Genomic DNA, 19,960 nt, shown 5'->3' on the forward strand with positions numbered 1-19,960 from the left:
GAATCGCCTCGCTACCTTTGTGGATCGCAAAACAGACCCAAAAGGGCCAAGCCGGCAAACCGCCAGGCTTGGCCCTTTTTCTGTTTGAAAGGGCCGAGTCGATGTCAGGTCAACCGGGCGACTGTTGAACGAACGCTGTGGTGTCGCGTCTTACACCGTTGGTGGTGACCAATAGGGGCGCTCAAAATGACAAATGGCCCTCACGAGGCGACCATCAAACCGGCCCCAGCGCTGTCGCACGTATCCGGCGGGACGTTTATCAGATAGAAATCAGTGCAAGGCATCCGATCAACAGGGCAAGTTCCAAAACCTGTTGAGTAGCCCCTAGAATGTCGCCGGTCTGACCCTTGATTTTGACCTGGGCGAGACCGGCAAGTCCCAGCAACAGGGCAATTCCGATCGCGGACAGTACCAGGGTCACACTCAATCCCAGAATAATTAGGCTGATCCCCGATGCGATAAGGCCACTGACCAGGACAGACCGCAGGGGCGGGCGCCCGACGGACTGCGACAAACCAGTGCTTCGGGCGTTGGGCAACGCGATCATCATGACCGGCATTGCCGCGCGCGACAGGGCGGCCACTGCCAGAACGGGCGCAAAGCCCGAGATCGGCAGCAGCGCAGCCAGCGTCACCCACCGCAGCCCGACAGATACAATCAAGGCAAGCACCCCATAGGTGCCGATGTGGCTGTCTTTCATGATTTCGAGCCGCCGTTCCCGGGTGAACCCACCCCAGAACCCATCCGCTGTATCGGCCAGACCGTCTTCGTGCATGGCACCGCTGATCAGCATCTGAACGCAGAGGAAAACGCCGGCCGTCACGGTTGATGGCAGGCCAGCCGCGGTGGTCAAACCGCCTGCCACAGCGGCACAACCTGCGACACAGATCCCGACCAGCGGGAAGGCCCAGACCGCATGTGCCTGACGCAGAAAGGCATCAGGGGGCATCTTCGGGAGGGGCAGCCGTGTCAACAGAACCAGGGCCAACTGGATATCTCGCAGAGAAAAGTGCCTTGTGTCGTTTTTGCGCATTGCCGGGCCTCTTGCAGGTCTTGCGGATGGGGCATCATTGTTTAAACACGGATAAACCCGGCTTAAACACCGGAGTCATACCCAATGCAATGAGGCTTTCCATGCTGCCAGAGCTTACCGATCTCGACCACTTTCGCACTTTGCTGAACGACGCTCCAGGTGCAGATACCGAAGCGACCAGCGGCGCAGAGGAACGCAACGGGCAGCTGACAAAACCGCCGGGCGCGTTGGGGCGGCTCGAGGATCTGGCGATTTGGTATGCGGGATGGCGCGGCACGCCACGCCCTGAGATCCGGTCTCCACAAGTGATTGTCTTTGCCGGCAACCACGGTGTGACGGCGCAGGGGGTCTCTGCCTTTCCCCCCGAAGTCACGGTTCAGATGGTCATGAATTTCCAACATGGCGGAGCGGCAATCAATCAATTGGCCAAACTCGCTGGCGCGCGCATGGATGTGCATGCGTTGGAGCTGGACCGGCCCACAGCGGATTTCACCCAGGCCCCTGCGATGAGCCCGGATGAATTGCTGGCCGCAGTGCAGACCGGGTGGAAGGCTGTCGATCCGCAGGCTGATCTTTTGGTGGTCGGTGAGATGGGCATTGGCAACACCACGCCGGCGGCGGCCTTGGCCTGTGTCCTCTTTGGGGGCGATGCTGGCGACTGGACCGGACGGGGCACGGGGGTTGATGATGCGGGGCTTGTGAACAAGACCCGAGTTGTTGCTGAAGGTGTTGCCCGGCACAGCGGTGACATTCAGGACGGCCTGGACGCGTTGGCGCGTTTGGGAGGGCGTGAAATCGCGGCGATGGCCGGAGCCATTGCAGCGGCGCGGGTGTTGCGTATTCCGGTGATCCTGGATGGGTTCATTTGCACGGCGGCCGCTGCCTGTCTGGCCCGTTCGGCTGATGGGGCTTTGGATCATTGTGTGGCCGGTCACCAAAGCGCCGAAGGGGCCCACTCCACACTGCTGTCTGCCTTGGGCAAGGAACCGATGCTGTCGCTGGGTTTGCGATTGGGCGAAGGATCCGGGGCTGCGCTGGCGATCCAGGTTCTAAAGGGCGCGATCGCTTGTCACAGTGGCATGGCCACGTTTGCCGAAGCCGGCGTTTCGGACGGCTGAGCGCGGTCTGTGGGACATCGGATTGAAACCGATGCTAGCGCTGTTTTCTCCATGCGTCCCAGGCTTCGGGCGTGTCAAGATCGGTAAGGGCGTGTTGTGCAGGTAGGGCAATTGGCGTGATCGGTCCCATGCGCAGCACGGGTCGTGCGCCCTGATCCCCGGACAGGGATTGTAGCGCAGAGAAATACGCCCTTGGAAACAGAACCGGGTGGCCCGGCGTGCCGTTCTGAGCAGTGGCTCGTAGGATGGTCCGACTGTTGTCTGTGTGGTGCTCTGCGATCGTCAACAGATCCTGTGTTGTCAGCTCAGGCATGTCCGAAGGCAGGATCATGACTGCATCAACGGTATCAGGCAGCGCAGCAACGCCGCGTCGGATCGATGCCGCCATTCCTTCATCGGCATCAGGCACCCAGATTGGTGTCGCATCACAGATCAGGGACACACGCGGGTGGGCCGGATCAGGCAAGGTGACGAAAACGGTGAGACCCGTCGCCTTGGCCCGCCTGCACATCTGAGTCAGCAGGGGTTGCCCTTCGATCTGTTCCGCCAATTTGTCCTGTCCCCGCATACGCGAGGATCGTCCTGCGGCCAGGAGAAGGATGGCAATAGTCTGCATCTTGATGGTCTCGGGTTTGAACGCACCAGTCCAGAGTGACGGGGTGAAACCCATTTGACCAGCGCGAAAACGACTTGAACGCCGCTTGGTCCCGGGTTCGAAACCGGGCGCCCAAGGCATTTGTCAACGCCTTGGGCCGGGTGTCCGTCGCTTATCCGCGCATGCGGGCACCATCGATATCAAACAGTGGTTCGATGATCAGACGGGCCTTGTGCATTTTGCCAAGAATTTCAATCTCGACTTCCAGACCTTCGACCGCGCGATCCGTTGGGACGAACCCTTGGGCGATGGATTTGCCCGCATAATGCGAATACCCCCCGGAGGTGCAAAAACCGACCACCTCGCCATCAAGCCAGATCGGCTCATAGGCATTCACATCCGCATCCGTGGCATCGACTTCCAAGGCGCACAGCGTGCGCGCGGACCCCGCATCGCGTTCCGCTTCGGCGGCGGCACGGCCAATGAAATCAACGTTCTTTTTGAAACTGATAAACCGATCAAGCCCGGTTTCTGCCGCCGTGTAGTCCGGCGAAAATTCCGACAGCCAGGAGCCAAAGAATTTGTCCAGACGCAGCGACATCATCGCCCGCATACCAAAGGGTTTCATGCCATGCGGCTGGCCCGCGGTCCACAATACATCCCACAGCGCGCGTTGCGAGGTCAGGTCGCAGTAGATCTCGTACCCGAGATCTCCGGTATAGGAGACCCGCTGGACGATACAGTCGGCCATACCCACGACAAGACGACGTACATCCATGAACTTCATGTCTGAAATGTCGGCCCGTGTGCAGGCTTGCAGCACCTCCCGTGCTTTGGGCCCAGCGATCTGGAACCCGTTGCGGGTGTCCGAGATATTTTCGATCCGCAGGCCACGATCCGCTACTGGATCCTTGTTCTGCAGGAACCAGCGCATGTGATAGGCCTGCGACCCATAGGACGCGGTCAGTTGGAATTCGGTTTCCGACAGGCACGAGATGGTGAAATCACCGATCAGGCGGCCTTTGGGGGACAACATGGGCGTCAGAGACAGACGGCCCGGTTTCGGGACACGTCCGGCCATGATCCGGTCCAGCCACGCCCGTGCGCCTTCGCCGCGGATCAGGTATTTGCCGAAATTGTGGGTTTCGTTGATCCCGACAGCCTCACGCACGGCCTTGACCTCGCGCGCGGCGGCGTCAAAGGCGTTGGAGCGGCGGAAGGACGGGGTTTCATAACGCGGTTCGTCGCCTTCGGCGAAGTAATTCGCAACCTCCAGCCCAAATTGCTGGCCCCAGACAGCGCCCATACCATCAAAGATGTCGTACATCGGCGTGGTGCGGAACGGGCGGGCTGCGGGCAGTTCTTCGTTCGGATAGGCGACCGAGAACCGTTTCTGATAGTTTTCAACCACCTTGGGCAGGGTATAGCCGGGGGTGATCCAGTCGCCGAACCGGGCCACGTCCATGGCGATGGTGTCGCGCTCGCATTCGCCTTCGACCATCCATTGCGCCAGCATCAGGCCGACACCGCCGCCCTGGCTGAACCCAGCCATAACGCCACAGGCCGACCAATAGTTGCGCAGCCCCGGAATCGGACCGACCAACGGGTTGCCATCAGGGGCAAAGGTGAACGGCCCGTGGATGACAGATTTGACACCAGCAGCCTCGAGCGCGGGGAAGCGTTTGTACGCAAAATCAATGGATTCTTCGATCTTGTCAAAGTCGTCTTGCAACAATTCATGCCCAAAATCCCAGGGTGTGCCATCGACAGCCCAGGGTTTGCAGGGCTGTTCGTAGAACCCGATACACAGGCCGCGGCCTTCCTGACGCAGATAGCTTTCTCCAGCGGGATCCATCACATGGGGGTGTTCGCCACCTGCGTCGATGATCTCGGCAATCATCGGTACTTCGTCGGTGACGATATACTGGTGCTCCATCGGGTGCAGGGGCAGGTAAACACCAGCCATGGCACCAACTTCGCGCGCCCACAAACCGGCGGCATTGACGATATGTTCGGCGTGGATGGTGCCTTTGTCGGTGACCACATCCCAGGTCCCATCGGGGCGCTGGTTGGTCTCTACCACTTTGGTGTGGGTCTGGATGGTGGCACCACCCATGCGCGCAGCCTTGGCATAGGCATGGGTTGTGCCTGATGGGTCCAGATGCCCGTCCAGCGGATCATAGAGACCGCCCAGAATGCCATCGACATTGGTCACCGGTGCGATCTTCTTGATCTCTTCGGGGGTGACGATTTCCGTTTCCAGCCCCATGAACCGGTGCTTGGCCCGTTCGGCCAGCAGCATGTCGAACCGTTCCTGGTTGTCGGCCAGTGTCACGCCGCCAACATGGTGCAGGCCACAGGACATGCCGGTGATCTCTTCCAATTCCTTGTACAGCTTGATGGTATATCCCTGAAGCGCGGCCATATTGGTGTCGCCGTTCAGGGTGTGAAAGCCACCCGCCGCGTGCCAGGTCGACCCCGAAGTCAATTCGGAGCGTTCAATCAACATGACGTCCGACCAACCCAATTTGGTCAGGTGATACAGAACCGAAGCGCCGACAACGCCGCCGCCAATAACAGCCACACGGGTGGTGGTTTTCATGGAATCCTCCGAAATTTGATACCAGGATCACCCTAGACATATGTGCCCAGTAGTCAGGCACAAAAACGACAACATATGTCGTTATTTTTGATCTTCACACCAGGAATTCATTTCTGCAGCCTTTTGGCGCAGCCACAAGATGTCGAAATTGGCAATCAAACGATACCCGCGTGCAAATAGCGTGTCAGCATGGTCCCGGGACATCGCAACATTGCCCAGGGGAAGCCCCGCCGCATGTCCGGCGGCCTCGACCCTGGCCAATGCGGCCTGAAAGATGGGGTGATCGAATTGGCCCATGACACCCAGATCGGTGCTCAGATCGAATTGTGCCGGTATCAGGACGTCGATCCCGGGTACGGCACAGATCTCTTCGATATTTTCGACCGCTTCGGCGGTTTCAACCAACAGGCAGCAAACCAACTGATCCTGCTCTTGGGCAGGATAGTCCGTCAGGTTGGTCTGCCAACGCGATTGCGCCAGAAACGGGCCAAAGCCCCGGGTGCCTTCGGGTGCGTATTTCAGGCTGGCTACGGCATTTCGGGCGTCGTCGGCGGTGCGGATCATGGGAAACACGATCCCTTCGGCCCCCAGATCCAACACCCGTTTGACCTGGTTGGTTTCATTCTGGGCGACCCGCACCAGAGGGGCACACTCTGTTCCGGCAGTGGCGGCGATCATGGCGTGGGCGGACCCATAATCGACCGCACCGTGCTCCAGGTCGATGATCACATTGTCAATGCCACTGGCGGCCAAGGCCTGGGTGACGGTGGCCGAGGGGATGGTACATAGAACCGAGCTGAGGCGAAGGGATGGATCGGCCAATTTCTGTTTCAAACGGGGCAAAGCGATTTCTCCGGACAATGAACACTGAAAACGTGGTTCAAAGCGTAACGCAGTGGGGCAATCTGTCAAAGAAAACCGGCTTTAGTCCGATGTGCGAAGGGGGGTGTTCTGAACGATCACGATGGCGATCAATGGCGCGAGGACCGACACCACTGCGGCTGTGATCAACAGGGTGCCAAGCTGGCTGTAATCGGCTGGTGTGGTGATGATGCCATCGGTTTGCACCTCGCGGGTGATCACAAATATCTCGTTCAGATAGCGCGTGCCCAGGCTGGATGCAGAGAGTGCCAGATTGGTGAAAGAGGCCATGACCGCAAAGAATGTCGCCTTGAGATTGCCGGGCGCATTGCGGGCGATCCAGGCCAGCATCGGGATCATCGCCACCTGTCCCAAAGGCGATTCTGCGGCTGTGTCTACCAACGCAATGAACCGCGCATCGACAATGCCACCCGTCAGATCAGCGGTCCAATGGTGCACACCATAATACAGGCCGATGTTCGGCAGCGCCAGAATGCCTTCGGCCACCGTCAGTAGCAGGATGATCCAGACAATGGTCCGGCTGGCCATCATCGGGCGCAAGACGATCATCCCCGCCAGGGTCAGCAATGCGGTGATCAGGGACAGGACCGACAGGAACTGCTGATCAAACCCCAGCACATCAATTTCGAACCAGGTGGCACCTGGTCCGCGCAGGGGTACGGCGCGATAGACAAAAATGATGATGGCGGTGCCGATCAGCGCCCGCGCCTGACCAGGGTCCAACACAGCCACCAGCTGACGCATCAACAACAGGACAACGGTCATGGACCCGGCAAAGATGATCTCCTGGGAATAGGGAACGTCACCAAGACCAACCGAGAGTGACAGGGCGACAAACACGGCACCACCAATGAAATACCACCAGTTGGGCGTGACCGGATCGCGCGGCGGGTCGAGCCGGCTGTGGATTTGTCCCGGTGCAAGCCCTTGTGCACGCAGGGTTCTTTTTGCGCTGTGTTTTTGCCAAAGCGCCAAGGCGACACCGCTCAGCGACACACAGGGAATAAGCAAGGCCAGCGTATAGATCCCGGCATAAGCCGCGCCCTTGTCGACTTGGGGCAGGGCTTCGACCCCGTCAAACAACACCACATTGACAGCGGCAACGGCGCTGGATCCGGCGATCAACGCGATCCGGCCCAAAGTCTGCATGGTGGTATGCAGGGCGCGTGTGGTTTCCGATGTCAGGAGCCTGCCGTCAGTGTCACGATGTGGCACGGCCTCGACCGACATGGCGTCGGCGACCACGTCCTGAATGACAAACCCGCAGGGTGCCAGCAACAGCGCGGTAATGAACCAGGCGTTGGCCGACATGATCGCTGCCATCAATTCGGGGAGGGTCAGCAGTGCCACCATAATCGCATAGCTGCCAGCCATCAATCCGGCTCCTGCCAGGATCAAAAGCGATTTCCAACGCCAGAACAGATCCACCAGATGCCCCAACGGCATTTTTAGCGCCCAGGGCAGGCCAGTCCAAAAGGCGAGCCCGGCGAGAAAGGCCGCCGAAAGATCCAGGTATTCCTTGACATAAAAGGTGCTGACGACGCTGGTCAGCCCCTGTGCTCCAGCGGCAAAGTAAATCATCAGCGGTGGCAGAAACGACCAGCGCATCTGTCGTGCCAGATCGACAAAGACGGCCGAAAACCAACGCCCCATTCTCAAAGAGGCCGGATCTTGAGGCCAGTGATCCGGTTTCCGGCGCGCGCGGTCACTTCGAACCGGAACCCGTGGAAGGAAAACACCTGTCCCGGGATCGGGATCATCTGCGCTTCGTGGATCACCAGACCGGCGATGGTATTGGCTTCTTCATCTGGCAAAGACCAGTCTGTCGCCCGGTTCAGGTCGCGAATTGTCATCGTGCCATCAACAAGAAAATTCCCGTCCTCGCCTTTGGTCACCTGCAATTCGGCGGCAGGATCGAATTCATCGGTGATTTCGCCGACGATCTCTTCAAGAATGTCTTCGAGCGTGATCAACCCCTGGAGCGAGCCATATTCGTCCACCACCAGGGCAAAATGCGACCGGATACGCAGGAACTGGCGCATCTGTTCATCCAATGTGGTGGTTTCGGGAACGAAATACGGGTCTTTGGAGACCTTGGTGATGTCAAAGCTTTGCAGGCGTGCCGGGTCGCCATTGCTGCCGCCCGCCTGGTCGTACATGGCGCGGAACAGATCCTTGGCGTGAACAACGCCAACAATATTCTCCGGTTCCTGGCGGAACACGGGCAGGCGTGTATAGGGGCTTTCCAGACATTGTTTCAGGATTGCTTCGGGTTCGGCGTCGGCATCGACCATTTCAATGTTGGAACGGTGCAACATGATCTCTTCGACGGTGCGATCCCCCAGATCCAGCGCGCCCAGGATCCGGTCACGGTCCTCTTTCTCGACGATGCCTTCGGAATGGCCCAACTGCAAAGCACCGGCTATTTCCTCGTGCACGGACAGCATCTGGCTGTCGGGGTCGATACGCACGCCGAATATGCGCAACACGCCGCGCACGATTTGGCGGACCACGGCGACAAAGGGCGAAAAAACCATGACCACCACACCAATGATCGGGGCCACGAACGAGGCGGTTTTTTCGGCGTTGGTGATGGCATATGTCTTGGGCAGCACTTCGGCAAAGATCAAGACGAGCAGGGTCATCACCAGCGTGGCCAATGCCACACCGCTTTCGCCAAAAGCGCGGGTGAACATGGCAGTGGCCAGAGAGGCAGCCAGAATGTTCACCAGGTTGTTGCCCAACAGAACAGAGCCGATCAGGCGTTCATTGTCTTCGGTGATCAACAAGGCCCGTTTGGCCCCACGCGATCCCTTGTCAGCCTGAGTGCGAAGCTTGCCCCGCGATGCCGCGGTCAGTGCGGTTTCCGAGCCGGAGAAAAAGCCGGACAACACCAGCAACAGCAGGATAATTCCTGCCGTGATCCAAAACGTGCTGTCCAAAAGGGTCGAAGCGGTTTCCATATCAGGTCCATCTGGTCCGGGTTTATGTAAATTCTGTCATTGGTTATGGGGGCGAAGCGGGCAGGGTTCAAGTCTCGGACATCCCGCAGACGCAGGGCCGCGGTCAGCTGTCGTCATCCTCAGCCGGAGCGGCCCGAGGCCCTGCCAGTGGATGGTGCTGCAGAACCAGTTCGCTCAGACGCGCGTCCAGAACATGGGTGTAGATTTCCGTGGTGGCAATATCCGCATGTCCCAGCAATGTCTGGATCGCACGCAGATCGGCTCCATTGGCCAGCAGATGGGTCGCAAAGGCATGGCGCAGTGTGTGGGGGGTGACCTTGTCCGGGGATACGCCCCCCGCAACGGCCAGTTCCTTGATCAGCAGATAGAACCGATGTCGGGTCAGGTATCCGCTTTTGCCACGCGAAGGGAACAGGAACCGGGACGTTGCCAAACCCTTGGCGTCTCGATCGGATTCGATTTCGTCACGCGCTTTCAGCCATTCAGCCAACGCATCGCGGGCCGGTGGTGACAACGGCACCATCCGTTCCTTGCCGCCTTTGCCCTGTACCAGCAACATGCGCGGGTCGCCTCGCGCCGAAGACACGGGCAGGGACACCAATTCCGTGACGCGCATTCCGGTGGCATACAGCAACTGCATCAGGCAGGTGTTGCGCAGGCGGTCCGCCTGTGTGCGCCCTGTCTGACGCGCAGCGTCCAGCAGGCGATCGACTTCGATCACTTCCAGCGTTTTGGGGAGACGTTTTTCGCGTCCCGGGCCGCTGATTTGAATGGTCGGGTTGTCTGTGCGCCAGCCTTCTTCAAAGGCAAAGCGATAGAGCTGCTTGACTGCCGACAGGCGGCGCGCGCGGGTGGATTTCGACAGCCCCTGTGCATCGCAGTCAATCAGATAGGATTCGACCGTGTCGCGATGGGCGGTGGCGACATCATGCCCGTTGCGCTCCAGCCATCCAACGTAGTCTTTGAGATCACGCCCATAGGCCAGCAAGGTATTCTGTGCGGCCCCCTGTTCAGCGGCCTGGGCGTCCAGAAATGTGGAAATCCATTGAAAGGCGGTTGTTGGGGCCATGGTCAACTGCGCTCCAGCAGCAACAGCTGCAAAGACGCCCGGCGGGCCGTATCTTCGAGCCCGACGGCCCTGAACCCGGCGATGGCGTCGCTCAGGTCTTGCAGGTTTCCTTGTGCGCCACGATCAAACATTTCCATGGTCCGCAGGATCGCTTCGCCCAGTCGCCCATCTGCCAACAATCGTTGCAAGTCCTGAGAAACCCGGGAATCCGGTGAAAACCCACGTGAAATTGCCTGATCCCGTGCCGTGGTTGCATAAGCAGATTTGGGACTGCCCAATGCGAGCCCCACCAGAAAGACATCGCTGCCCTGTGCAGGCATCAGAGCCGCCGCTTCGTAGCTGGTCGACAGCAACCGGATACGCCAGGCCAAGGTGCCGGCCGGACCCTGGAGATCAATCCGGGCCAGTTGGTCGCCAAATAGATCGGCAAAGGCAACTTCGAGGCCCGCCTGCTGCATGGCCTTCCATACCTTTGGCAGTGTTTTTGAAACCGCATCCGCGCTGCCGGTCCGCAACGCCGTATCAAATCGTTGCACGGCATCCACACGATCCCAGATGCCGCCCGAGGCCGCAGGGCGGCGATCCGTGTACAGCCCCAAAAGCTGGTTGGGATTCAACGCACCGATCCGGGTCAATCTCTCGGCAGCCTCCAATTGTGCCTTCCACCCGGCCACATCGCGCAGATCCGCTGCGGCAAAGCTCCGGGGTAGCTGGGCAGTCGGCAGGCGTTCGCCAATTGTTTCATACAGCCGAAAAGTCAGCGGATCAGGCGTGCTGGGGGCGGACAGCGGCGGCGCGTCTTCAAAAATTCCGGGGCTGAGGAACCGATCAAGCAACGCCAGATCCGGCGGCGGCAAAGTCCCAAGCGCATGAGCGGTTTCCAACAACAGAGCCGCTGTTTCCCAATCTCCGCTCCGGGCCATGCAAAAAATTCGGGACCGGTTATCCGGGGCAAGGTATGGTTTTGAAATCAAAGTGTTACAGCTGACATCTTCGTCGCCGGTCAACAGGGTGGTGTCAAACCAGCGCGCAAACCGTGCCGTGTTGCCAGCCGGATCCGCCTGTTGGGCCAACGCCTGGGCCGGGTCGACTGCACCCAGGGCCATCAACCTGTCCAACCGGGCCAGCAGGATGGTATCTGCATCTGCGACATTCGACGGGGGACGTGCTTCGGACAAGAGCACGGTGTATAGCAGCGATTGCATCGCCGGATAATGCTGGACCGGAACCCGGTCTATCAGACGTGACAAAACCTGGGGGTCGCTGCCGCGCCACAGGTCGATTGGCAACCCTGTGGCCGCCGAAGACACGATCCCGATTGGGTCCAACAACGCTTCGAGCGGGGTGACCTGAATTTGGGGGCTGAGCACCGAGTTGGATACCGGTGGTTCCAACAGGATCGTCGGTGGCAAATTGGGGCCGCCGGTCGATGGTTCCAGCCAGTCGATCACCGACAAGGGAGTCTGTGCCAGGACCGGCCCTGGCATCATCAGGGCAACAACAGCCGCCCTGATTGTGGGGTTAATCGGCATTCAGAACCACCGGTTTGCGCACCTCGGTCTGGGGGGCGCTGAAATCAGCACCAAACCATGGCCCGACATATGCATAGGCCACAAGCCCCAAAGAGGCGAGGATAAGGAGATAAATCAAATACTTAAACAGTCTTCCCATGGTCTTCTCGCTGCCTCGTGTGGTGTTCTTTTGCTCAAGTTATATATGGCCTTTTCGTCAAGATCACGTCATTCACTTAAGAATGAGCGAAAATGAGCATATTCCGGATTCTGCAGTCATTGCTGCCACGCCGGGACAGTTGAAAAAGACCATTGTCATGGTCGGTATGATGGGGGCGGGGAAAACCGCCGTTGGACGTGCCTTGGCCGCCCGATTGGGGGTGCCGTTTCTGGACAGCGATCACGAAATCGAAACTGCCGCCAATATGACGATACCCGAAATCTTTGAGCGTGACGGCGAACCCTTCTTTCGCGAGAAAGAGACGCAGGTCATCGCGCGATTGCTAAAAGAGGAACGCGGCGTGCTGTCGACCGGTGGTGGCGCGTTTCTGGCACAGCGCAATCGCGATCTGATCACTGACGACGGTGTGTCCGTCTGGTTGGATGCAAGCCTGGGCGTGCTGTGGAACCGGGTCAGACACAAAGACACCCGACCGCTGCTGCGCACAGCTGATCCGCGTGCGACGTTGAATGCCCTGTATGATGCGCGCGTGCCGCTTTATGCCAAGGCCGATCTGGCGGTGGTTTCGGATGGGGTGTCGTCGATCGAAACGATGGTGGACAAGGTGCTGGAAGCGCTCAAACAGCGCCCGGACGTATTGGATTGGAAATAATGCAGCAAACTGTGCATGTTGCGCTGGATACGCGCGCCTATGATGTGGTGATCGGACCGGGCTTGTTGGCCGAAGCCGGAGAACGGATTGCGCCCCTGTTGCGCCGTAAACGCGTTGCGGTTGTGTCGGATGCAAATGTGGCTGCGCTGCACCTGGAAACTCTGAGGGCCGGGTTGGCGCGCGCGGGCATTGATATGGTGTCTCTCGAGTTGCCACCAGGCGAAAGCACCAAAAGCTGGCCACAGTTCGAGCGTACAGTGGAATGGTTGCTGGCACAAAAAGTTGAACGCAATGACGTTGTTATCGCATTTGGCGGCGGGGTCATTGGTGATCTGGTGGGCTTTGCGGCCGCTGTGCTGCGCCGGGGGGTGCGGTTCGTCCAGATTCCAACTTCGCTGCTGGCTCAGGTGGACAGCTCGGTCGGCGGCAAAACCGGCATCAATGCACCCCAGGGCAAAAACCTGATCGGCGCGTTTCATCAGCCGTCTCTGGTTTTGGCCGATACCGAAGTTCTAGGTACGTTGACTGCACGGGATTTCCTCGCCGGGTATGGCGAGGTTGTGAAATATGGTCTGTTGGGCGACGCTGACTTCTTTGACTGGCTCGAAACACAGGGGCCGGCGCTGGCTGCGGGGGACATGGCGGCACGGGTAGAGGCGGTTACCCGTTCGGTTCAGATGAAGGCTGACATCGTTGTGCGCGACGAAACCGAACAGGGCGACAGGGCGCTGTTGAACCTGGGCCATACGTTCTGTCACGCGCTGGAGGCCGCAACGGGGTATTCCGACCGGTTGTTCCACGGCGAAGGTGTTGCCATCGGCTGTGCGTTGGCATTCGAATTGTCGTCGCGTCTGGGCCTGTGTTCCCAGGAGGACCCCAGCCGCGTTCGCGCGCATCTGCGCGACATGGGGATGAAGACGGATCTGGCCGATATTTCCGGAGACTTGCCCAGCGCCCAGGCGTTACTGGAATTGATGGGGCAGGACAAAAAGGTTGTGGACGGACAGTTGAGGTTCATTCTGGCACGCGGCATCGGGCAGGCATTTGTCACAGCGGATGTGCCCGCGCAGTCCGTATTGGACGTACTTGAGGATGCGCTTGCAGTGCGTTGAAATAAGTGACCAAACCTGCTTATCGGCCTCGGATCACCATCAGCTCACCAACGTTTTCTCGGGTGATATAGCCAATCATCTGCCCACCTGCGGTATGGACGGCCACGGCCGGAGCACCGTTGTGAAGCGCATCCAGAACGGTTTCCAACCCTGCGCCCAGCGCGACAACAGGGATATCGGTCTGCATGATTGAACGAACCAGCGCATGGCGGGGTTCGTTCTGGGCCAACGCAGCAAACAGGCGGTCGCGTGTGACAAACCCGACAAGCGCGCCCTGTGGATCAAGCACGGGGAATTCGTGCTGCGTGGTGCGGATCACAGCGCCTGTGGCGATGTCCAGCGTGTCTTCGGGGGTCAGGGCCTGAAAGGCCGTGATCATCGCATCCCGTGCCACCAGGCGACGCGCAACCGAGCGCATCGCAACGTCCTGACTTTCGGCGTTTGCGGCAACAAAAACAAAGACCGCCACCAGAACCAGAACCGGGTTACCGGTGCTAAGCCCGGCAAACCCCAGCAGGACAGCAACCAACTGACCGGCAGTGGCGGCAATGCGTGTGGCGCGCACCCGATCCATCGTCAGACATAAAACAGCGCGAAATACCCGGCCGCCATCCATGGGAAAAGCGGGAATCATGTTGAAAACAGCAAGGAATACATTGACCAGCGCCAGCCGTGCGAGGAACCCTGGACCGGTGCTGTCGATGTGGGCCAGGTCGTTCAAATCGATACCGGCGCCCGCCAACAAAAGCACAACCCAGATCACGACATTGACCATCGGCCCGGCCAGCGCGACGACGATTTCCTGTTTGGGGTTTTCCGGCATCCGTTCCAGCCGGGCCAATCCGCCAATGGGCAACAAGGTAATATCCGGGGTTCGAATGCCATAGCGCCGCGCCGCCAGCGCATGACCGAATTCATGGGCTACGACACAGGCAAACAGGGCCAGCACAAAGGCGATGTTTTCAACCGCCGCAGCCATGCCTTGATCTGAATAGGCGGCAAAACCGACCCAGGCCAAGAGAAGAAAAAAGGTGACATGGATCCGCAACTCTGACCCCAGAATCCTGCCAACCGGGAAGGACCAGACCATGTGTGTTTCCTCTCTTGTTTCACGTCATGACACGGATGATGTGGTCTCCACTATAACGTATTTGGCGCATTGGGTCTTGTGCAGGGCGTTGTAAATTGCCCTAAAGATCAAATTCCCCTGCGTTACACATGGCGGGCTGTTGGTGCAGTTCAGGATAACAATCCGCGGGCAATGATCGTGCGCTGGATTTCCGAAGACCCTTCGTAAATGCGAAAGATCCGCAGATCACGCAGATAGCGCTCGAGCGGGAAGTCCCGGGTGTACCCATAGCCCCCGTGGATCTGTAACGCCCTGTCGGCAATCCGCCAGGCGGCCTCGGTGGCAAATAACTTGGCGTGGGCCGACTCGGTCGAATAGCGTTCTCCTGTCCCCCGTTTCGCGGCGGCCTGCATCGCCAGCGCCCGCGCAGCGGCGAGATCCGTGGCGCTGTCGGCCAGCATCCATTGCAACCCTTGGAAGTCAGCGATTGGGTGGCCACCGACCTGTCGATCCTTGGCATAGGAAATCGCGGCCTTCAGGGCGGCATCTGCAATGCCGGTGGCCTGGGCGGCCACTTCGATCCGACCATTATCAAGCACTTTCATGGCGGTCCGAAAACCGGTGCCTTCGGCTCCCAACCGATTGCAAACCGGCACCCAACACTCCAGGGAGATGCCGAACACATGCCCGCCTTTCAGCCCCATGGTACGTTCATTGGGGCTGATCGTGACGCCATCGGTGACCTTTGGGTCGACAACAAAGGCGCTGACGCCGCGACCTCCGGCAGAGGGGTCAGTTTTTGCGTAGACCACAATAAAATCGGCAGCTCCGGCGTTGGAGATGAAACATTTGGCCCCTTTGATGCGATACCCGTCGCCCTCCCGAATGGCGGTGGTGGACATATCCGCGGGATTGGATCCGGCCTGCGGTTCGGTCAAGGCAAACGCACCCAGGGTCCTGCCTGCCGCGGCATCTGGTAGAACCCGGTTTTTCAGGTCAGGATCACCGCCCAACAGGATTGATTCCGTGGCCAGGAAATGTGCGGTCAACATCGACGCGGTCGACCCGCAAGCACCGGCAATCGCTTCAATTGCACAGTAAAGCGCGGGGCCGGACAGGGCGATACCGCCGAATTCTTCGGGCAGGTTCATGCCCAACACTCCCAGATCTGCCATGGCGGGCAAATGCAGGCCAGCAAACAGGCTCTCTTCGTCCAGTTGGGCAGCCTTGGGGGCCAGGACTTTGGAACAAAACCGGTCGATTTGGTTTATCACGGCACGTTCATCTTCGGCGATTGTCGGGATCATTGGGCGGCTCCTGTGATGAGAGTGGCACGGATTGCGGTGGCATCGGCGTTCAGGGCTGGGGCTGGGCTGCGGTTGCCGCGGGGGGCGTTGTTGAAGTGAACAGGTTGTTCCGGGACCGTCAGGTGGCCCAGGGTCGGATGGTGCACCTCTGAGGCCAGCGCTCTTTCGATCGCCTGAGGGGAACTCCAAGCCTGGGAAACGGTTTGGATCAGGGCAGCGGGAATGCCTGCTTCTGACAACTGGTCCACGGCGGATTGGACTGAAAGCCGGCTGGCCCATTGGTCGATCCGGTCGGCCAGGGCCGGTTCATTTAAACGGCGCAACGAGTCGGTGGCAAACCGGGCCTCCTGGGTGAGCTCGGGCTGACCGATCACCTGACAGAACCTGACAAACAACCGGTCATTCAGCACGGCAATCGCAAAATGTCCGTCCTTGGCAGGGTAGGTGCCAAACGGTGCCGACAATGGATGACGGTTGCCGGTTCGCGTCGCCGCCTCTCCGGCCATCAGGGTGCGGCAGGCCAGGATCGGCATCATGGACATCAACCCGTCATACAGCGCCACGTCCACATGGCGTCCCTTGCCAGTGCGGCTGCGGTCAAACAGGGCCACCATTGCGCCCCAGGCTGCAAACAGGCCACCCGCAACATCGGCCATTGCCTCTCCAACCATGGTGGGATCACCGTTCGGATCTCCGGTCACGTCCATCAGCCCGCTCATGGCTTGAATGATGATGTCATAGGCGGGTTTGGTGGCGTTGGGCCCGGTTTGACCAAATCCCGAGACCGAGACATAGACCAGACCGGGAAATTCGGATTCCAGCGTCCCGAACCCCAGGCCAAGTTTGTCCATGACGCCCGGACGATAATTTTCGACCAGCACGTCGCATTCGCCAAGCAGCGCCTTGACTGTGGCCAATCCGTCCGGAGATTTGAGATCTAGCATAATGGATTTCTTGCCCCGGTTCAGGGATTGGAACAACAGGCTCTCTCCCTGTTCGAATGGCCCGATGTGTCGATAATCGTCGCCATGGGCGGATTCGATCTTGATCACCTCGGCACCTAGATCCGCCATCAAGGCGGTACAATATGGACCCGCGAGAACACGGGTGAAATCCAGAATGCGTACACCGGTCAAGGGTCTGCTGGGCGATTGGGAATGTTCCATTGGGGTCTCCGATTTGACTCCTTTGGGAATACAGCGTCTTAACCTATTAATCGAAATATGATTGTGTCATACAGGGATTTATGAAACCTATACCCATAACATTGCGCCACCTCGACTATGTCATTGCCACGGCCGACACTGGCAGCACTGCGGCCGCAGCCAGGGCGCTGAATGTATCGCAACCATCGGTTTCTCTGGCGATTGCCAAAGTGGAGGCGCATCTGGGGCGCGCGCTGTTTGCGCGCAACACAGGCCAGGGGGTGGGGCTGACTTCGTTCGGAGAACACAAGCTGGGCGAGTTCCGGACCCTGCGGTCGCAGGCTTTCGAAACGCTGAGCGGGGAAGATCGTCAACGTTCAGTTCTGACGCTGGGTGTGTTTTCAACTCTGGGGCCGCGCTATGCACCCGGGTTGGTTCGCGGATTTTTAGAAGAACAGCCAACGGCCGACGTGCGGTTGCTGGAGGCGGATCTGGAAACCTTGGCCCAATGGCTGGACAGCGGTCAGATTGATGTGGCGTTGATCTATGAATTTGGGTTGCCATCAACGCTGGAACTGATCCCTTTGGCAGATGTGCGCCCCTATGGAGTCGTATCTCAGAGCCACCGTTTGGCCGAACGTTCCAGTGTCAGTTTGGCGGAGCTGTTGCAGGATCCGATTATCCTGATGAATTTGCCACACAGTCGGGCCTATTTTCTGTCCCTGGCCCAGGTGCAGGGGATCACCCCGACCATCGCGTATGAAACCGGATCGGTCGAGATGCTGCGTGCTATGGTAGCCAACGGTTTGGGGGTTGGGGTGCTGGCGACCGATATTCCCCATCACACCGCCTACGATCAAACTCCGATCGTGCGCCTGCCTCTAACGGGGCACCTGGCACCGCACCGGATCGCGCTGGCCAGGTCCGGACGTCTGCGCCCCAGCAGCCTGACAACCGCATTCTGCCGCTACACGCGGCGTGTGTTCGTTGTCTAGGGCGAGGATCAGACCAAAGCGCGCGTGTATCTGTGGCTCAGCTTGGACCTATTGAGATACCCCCTCAGAAAGTGGGCCGCCAACGGTCGTTACGCTGTGTTTGATCCGTGCACGGCGGGTCGCAACCGCAGACAACCGGACGGCAAGAGCCCCAATGGCCAAATGGTCGGCCATATGGACCGTCGATCGTTCGATGCCGCACCGCTCCGGTTCTTCTAGTCACCCGAGAATCACAAAGGGCTGACAAAAGCCAGCCCTTTGCTGTGTTGGTTTTTGGTGGTCGAGGTCGTTGACAGCCCCCAAACCCAAGGTTCGTTAGAACGGGATCTCGTCATCGTCGATGTTATGGGCCGGGCCGCCACGCGCCGGGGCGCTTTGCTGGCCACCGCCGCCATAAGGATCACCCTGGGGTGCGCCGTAACCGCCGCTATCGCCTCCGCCATAGCTGTCGCCCTGACCGCCGCCCTGACCGCCGCCATAACCACCACCGCCGCTCTGGTCACCACCACGGCCGTCCAGAAGGGTCAGCTCACCCCGGTAGGGGCGCAGAACGACTTCGGTAGAATAGCGGTCCTGACCGGATTGATCCTGCCACTTGCGGGTTTCCAACTGACCTTCGATATAGACCTTGGACCCTTTGCGCAGGTATTGTTCAGCAATCCGGGCCAGCGGCTCGGAAAAAATTGCGACTGAATGCCATTCGGTCCGTTCGCGCCGTTCGCCGGTGTTGCGATCTTTCCAGTTTTCTGACGTGGCAATACGCAGGTTGCAGACTTTGCCGCCGTTCTGGAAACTGCGCACTTCCGGGTCACGCCCCAGATTGCCCACGATGATGACTTTGTTAACTGAGCCGGCCATGATGCTCCTTGTCCCTTTGTTTGCAACGCGCAGCACAGGGGTGCGCGAATCTTGATCTTGTGGTTGGAGCCGAGCGTATACGTCCAGCCGCAGCGAGGAAAGCAGGTGGCTGGGGGTAAAATTCCGGAGAGTGCCGGAACTGGTGGCGAGGTTCCGCCGTGCGTCTTTCTATTTTGCAGAATATCAGTATATTGCGCGGTGTTGAGGTGGGACAGGAAATCAGACGATGCGCACACTGGCCTTTGGGTTGGCTCTCGCGTCCATGACGTTGACGTCTGTGGCGCAAGCTGATGTCTTTTCTGCGCGCAATCAGCGTAACCTCTTTAAATCTCATACCAAAGTTCTCGATACACGGGCATCCACCCAATACAAGAATTCGGTGCGGTTGCAGCCGCAGTCGGTGTATACGCCGTCAAAATGGGGGTCTTTGCCCTATGCCGGGAAATATCGTGGGCAATACCTGGATATGGCGCGCAAGGCTGCACGCCGTCACAATGTGCCCGAAGATCTGTTTTTGCGGCTCGTTCAACAGGAATCAAATTGGAACCCGAACGCGAAATCGCACAAAGGGGCCTTGGGCCTGGCCCAATTGATGCCTCAAACCGCACGTCGTCTGGGTGTCGATCCGCTGGACCCGCAGGAAAACCTGGACGGTGGGGCCCGATATCTGGCCAAACAATTCCGCAAGTTCAAATCCTGGCGACTGGCATTGGCGGCGTATAACGCGGGTCCCGAGGCGGTTAAAAAATACGGTGGGGTTCCGCCGTACAAGGAAACCAAGACCTACGTCAAAAAGATCTGGGGCAGCTGACCGGCCTGACCCCGCCTATTTCTGACAAAAATTATCGGAATAGTGGTTGCCTTTGTC

The 19,960-nt window shown here is 59.1% G+C and carries 18 protein-coding genes; 5 read left to right on the forward strand and 13 right to left on the reverse strand.

Annotated elements, in window-relative coordinates; translation table 11 throughout:
* Window positions 1–259 precede the first annotated feature (259 nt).
* Window positions 260–1,033 (reverse strand): adenosylcobinamide-GDP ribazoletransferase, encoded by a 774-nt coding sequence (locus QEZ52_RS11150; RefSeq protein ID WP_406644426.1) that lies wholly within the window; start codon window positions 1,031–1,033, stop codon window positions 260–262.
* A 101-nt stretch (window positions 1,034–1,134) separates the two neighbouring features.
* Between QEZ52_RS11150 and cobT the strand changes: the two genes are divergently transcribed.
* The gene (cobT, locus tag QEZ52_RS11155) at window positions 1,135–2,151 is read left to right on the forward strand and encodes a nicotinate-nucleotide--dimethylbenzimidazole phosphoribosyltransferase (protein ID WP_406644427.1); all 1,017 of its coding nucleotides are present in this window, start codon (window positions 1,135–1,137) and stop codon (window positions 2,149–2,151) included.
* Window positions 2,152–2,185: 34 nt separating this feature from the next.
* Here the strand turns inward: cobT and QEZ52_RS11160 are convergent, their stop codons facing one another.
* The 8 genes from QEZ52_RS11160 to QEZ52_RS11195 form a co-directional block, all read right to left on the reverse strand.
* Entirely contained in the window at window positions 2,186–2,767 is a 582-nt protein-coding gene (locus tag QEZ52_RS11160; protein ID WP_406644428.1) for an NTP transferase domain-containing protein, read from the reverse strand.
* Window positions 2,768–2,918: 151 nt separating this feature from the next.
* Complete coding sequence (locus tag QEZ52_RS11165; RefSeq protein WP_406644429.1) at window positions 2,919–5,348, reverse strand: FAD-dependent oxidoreductase; 2,430 nt, start codon at window positions 5,346–5,348, stop codon at window positions 2,919–2,921.
* Between the two features lie 81 nt (window positions 5,349–5,429).
* A complete protein-coding gene (locus QEZ52_RS11170) occupies window positions 5,430–6,191 on the reverse strand; it encodes an HpcH/HpaI aldolase family protein (RefSeq protein ID WP_406644430.1) in 762 nt (253 codons plus the stop codon).
* Between the two features lie 81 nt (window positions 6,192–6,272).
* Window positions 6,273–7,883: a hypothetical protein gene (locus tag QEZ52_RS11175; RefSeq protein ID WP_406644431.1), complete on the reverse strand. Its 1,611-nt coding sequence runs from the start codon at window positions 7,881–7,883 to the stop codon at window positions 6,273–6,275.
* A gap of 2 nt (window positions 7,884–7,885) precedes the next feature.
* Window positions 7,886–9,193 carry an HlyC/CorC family transporter gene (locus QEZ52_RS11180; protein WP_406644432.1) on the reverse strand — a complete coding sequence of 436 codons (1,308 nt, stop codon included), beginning with the start codon at window positions 9,191–9,193 and terminating at the stop codon, window positions 7,886–7,888.
* Between the two features lie 103 nt (window positions 9,194–9,296).
* Entirely contained in the window at window positions 9,297–10,262 is a 966-nt protein-coding gene (locus tag QEZ52_RS11185; protein WP_406644433.1) for a tyrosine recombinase, read from the reverse strand.
* A 2-nt stretch (window positions 10,263–10,264) separates the two neighbouring features.
* A complete protein-coding gene (locus QEZ52_RS11190) occupies window positions 10,265–11,794 on the reverse strand; it encodes a hypothetical protein (protein ID WP_406644434.1) in 1,530 nt (509 codons plus the stop codon).
* The gene (locus QEZ52_RS11195; protein ID WP_406644435.1) at window positions 11,784–11,933 is read right to left on the reverse strand and encodes a hypothetical protein; all 150 of its coding nucleotides are present in this window, start codon (window positions 11,931–11,933) and stop codon (window positions 11,784–11,786) included. The genes QEZ52_RS11190 and QEZ52_RS11195 overlap by 11 nt, the downstream gene beginning before the upstream one ends.
* An 82-nt stretch (window positions 11,934–12,015) precedes the next feature.
* On the opposite strand from QEZ52_RS11195, the gene QEZ52_RS11200 reads away from it, so the two are divergent.
* Complete coding sequence (locus QEZ52_RS11200) at window positions 12,016–12,606, forward strand: shikimate kinase (protein WP_406644436.1); 591 nt, start codon at window positions 12,016–12,018, stop codon at window positions 12,604–12,606.
* Window positions 12,606–13,718, forward strand: a complete 1,113-nt coding sequence (gene aroB, locus QEZ52_RS11205) for a 3-dehydroquinate synthase (RefSeq protein WP_406644437.1) — start codon at window positions 12,606–12,608, stop codon at window positions 13,716–13,718. Before QEZ52_RS11200 ends, aroB begins: the two co-directional genes overlap by 1 nt.
* A 19-nt stretch (window positions 13,719–13,737) precedes the next feature.
* On the opposite strand, the gene QEZ52_RS11210 is transcribed toward aroB, so the two are convergent.
* The 3 genes from QEZ52_RS11210 to QEZ52_RS11220 all read right to left on the reverse strand — a co-directional run bounded on the left by QEZ52_RS11210 (window position 13,738) and on the right by QEZ52_RS11220 (window position 17,260).
* Window positions 13,738–14,808 (reverse strand): site-2 protease family protein, encoded by a 1,071-nt coding sequence (locus QEZ52_RS11210; protein WP_406644438.1) that lies wholly within the window; start codon window positions 14,806–14,808, stop codon window positions 13,738–13,740.
* 149 nt (window positions 14,809–14,957) lie between these two features.
* On the reverse strand, window positions 14,958–16,094 hold the full coding sequence (locus tag QEZ52_RS11215) for an acyl-CoA dehydrogenase family protein (RefSeq protein ID WP_406644439.1): 1,137 nt from the start codon (window positions 16,092–16,094) through the stop codon (window positions 14,958–14,960).
* Entirely contained in the window at window positions 16,091–17,260 is a 1,170-nt protein-coding gene (locus tag QEZ52_RS11220) for a CaiB/BaiF CoA transferase family protein (RefSeq protein ID WP_406644440.1), read from the reverse strand. Before QEZ52_RS11220 ends, QEZ52_RS11215 begins: the two co-directional genes overlap by 4 nt.
* An 80-nt stretch (window positions 17,261–17,340) precedes the next feature.
* Between QEZ52_RS11220 and QEZ52_RS11225 the strand changes: the two genes are divergently transcribed.
* A complete protein-coding gene (locus tag QEZ52_RS11225) occupies window positions 17,341–18,234 on the forward strand; it encodes a LysR family transcriptional regulator (RefSeq protein ID WP_406644441.1) in 894 nt (297 codons plus the stop codon).
* A 315-nt stretch (window positions 18,235–18,549) separates the two neighbouring features.
* On the opposite strand, the gene ssb is transcribed toward QEZ52_RS11225, so the two are convergent.
* Window positions 18,550–19,092, reverse strand: a complete 543-nt coding sequence (gene ssb, locus QEZ52_RS11230; RefSeq protein ID WP_406644442.1) for a single-stranded DNA-binding protein — start codon at window positions 19,090–19,092, stop codon at window positions 18,550–18,552.
* A 226-nt stretch (window positions 19,093–19,318) separates the two neighbouring features.
* On the opposite strand from ssb, the gene QEZ52_RS11235 reads away from it, so the two are divergent.
* The gene (locus QEZ52_RS11235) at window positions 19,319–19,903 is read left to right on the forward strand and encodes a lytic transglycosylase domain-containing protein (RefSeq protein WP_406644443.1); all 585 of its coding nucleotides are present in this window, start codon (window positions 19,319–19,321) and stop codon (window positions 19,901–19,903) included.
* Window positions 19,904–19,960 lie beyond the last annotated feature (57 nt).

The sequence above is a fragment of the Aliisedimentitalea scapharcae genome, from assembly GCF_045277565.1.
Classification (GTDB): Bacteria; Pseudomonadota; Alphaproteobacteria; order Rhodobacterales; family Rhodobacteraceae; genus Aliisedimentitalea; species Aliisedimentitalea scapharcae.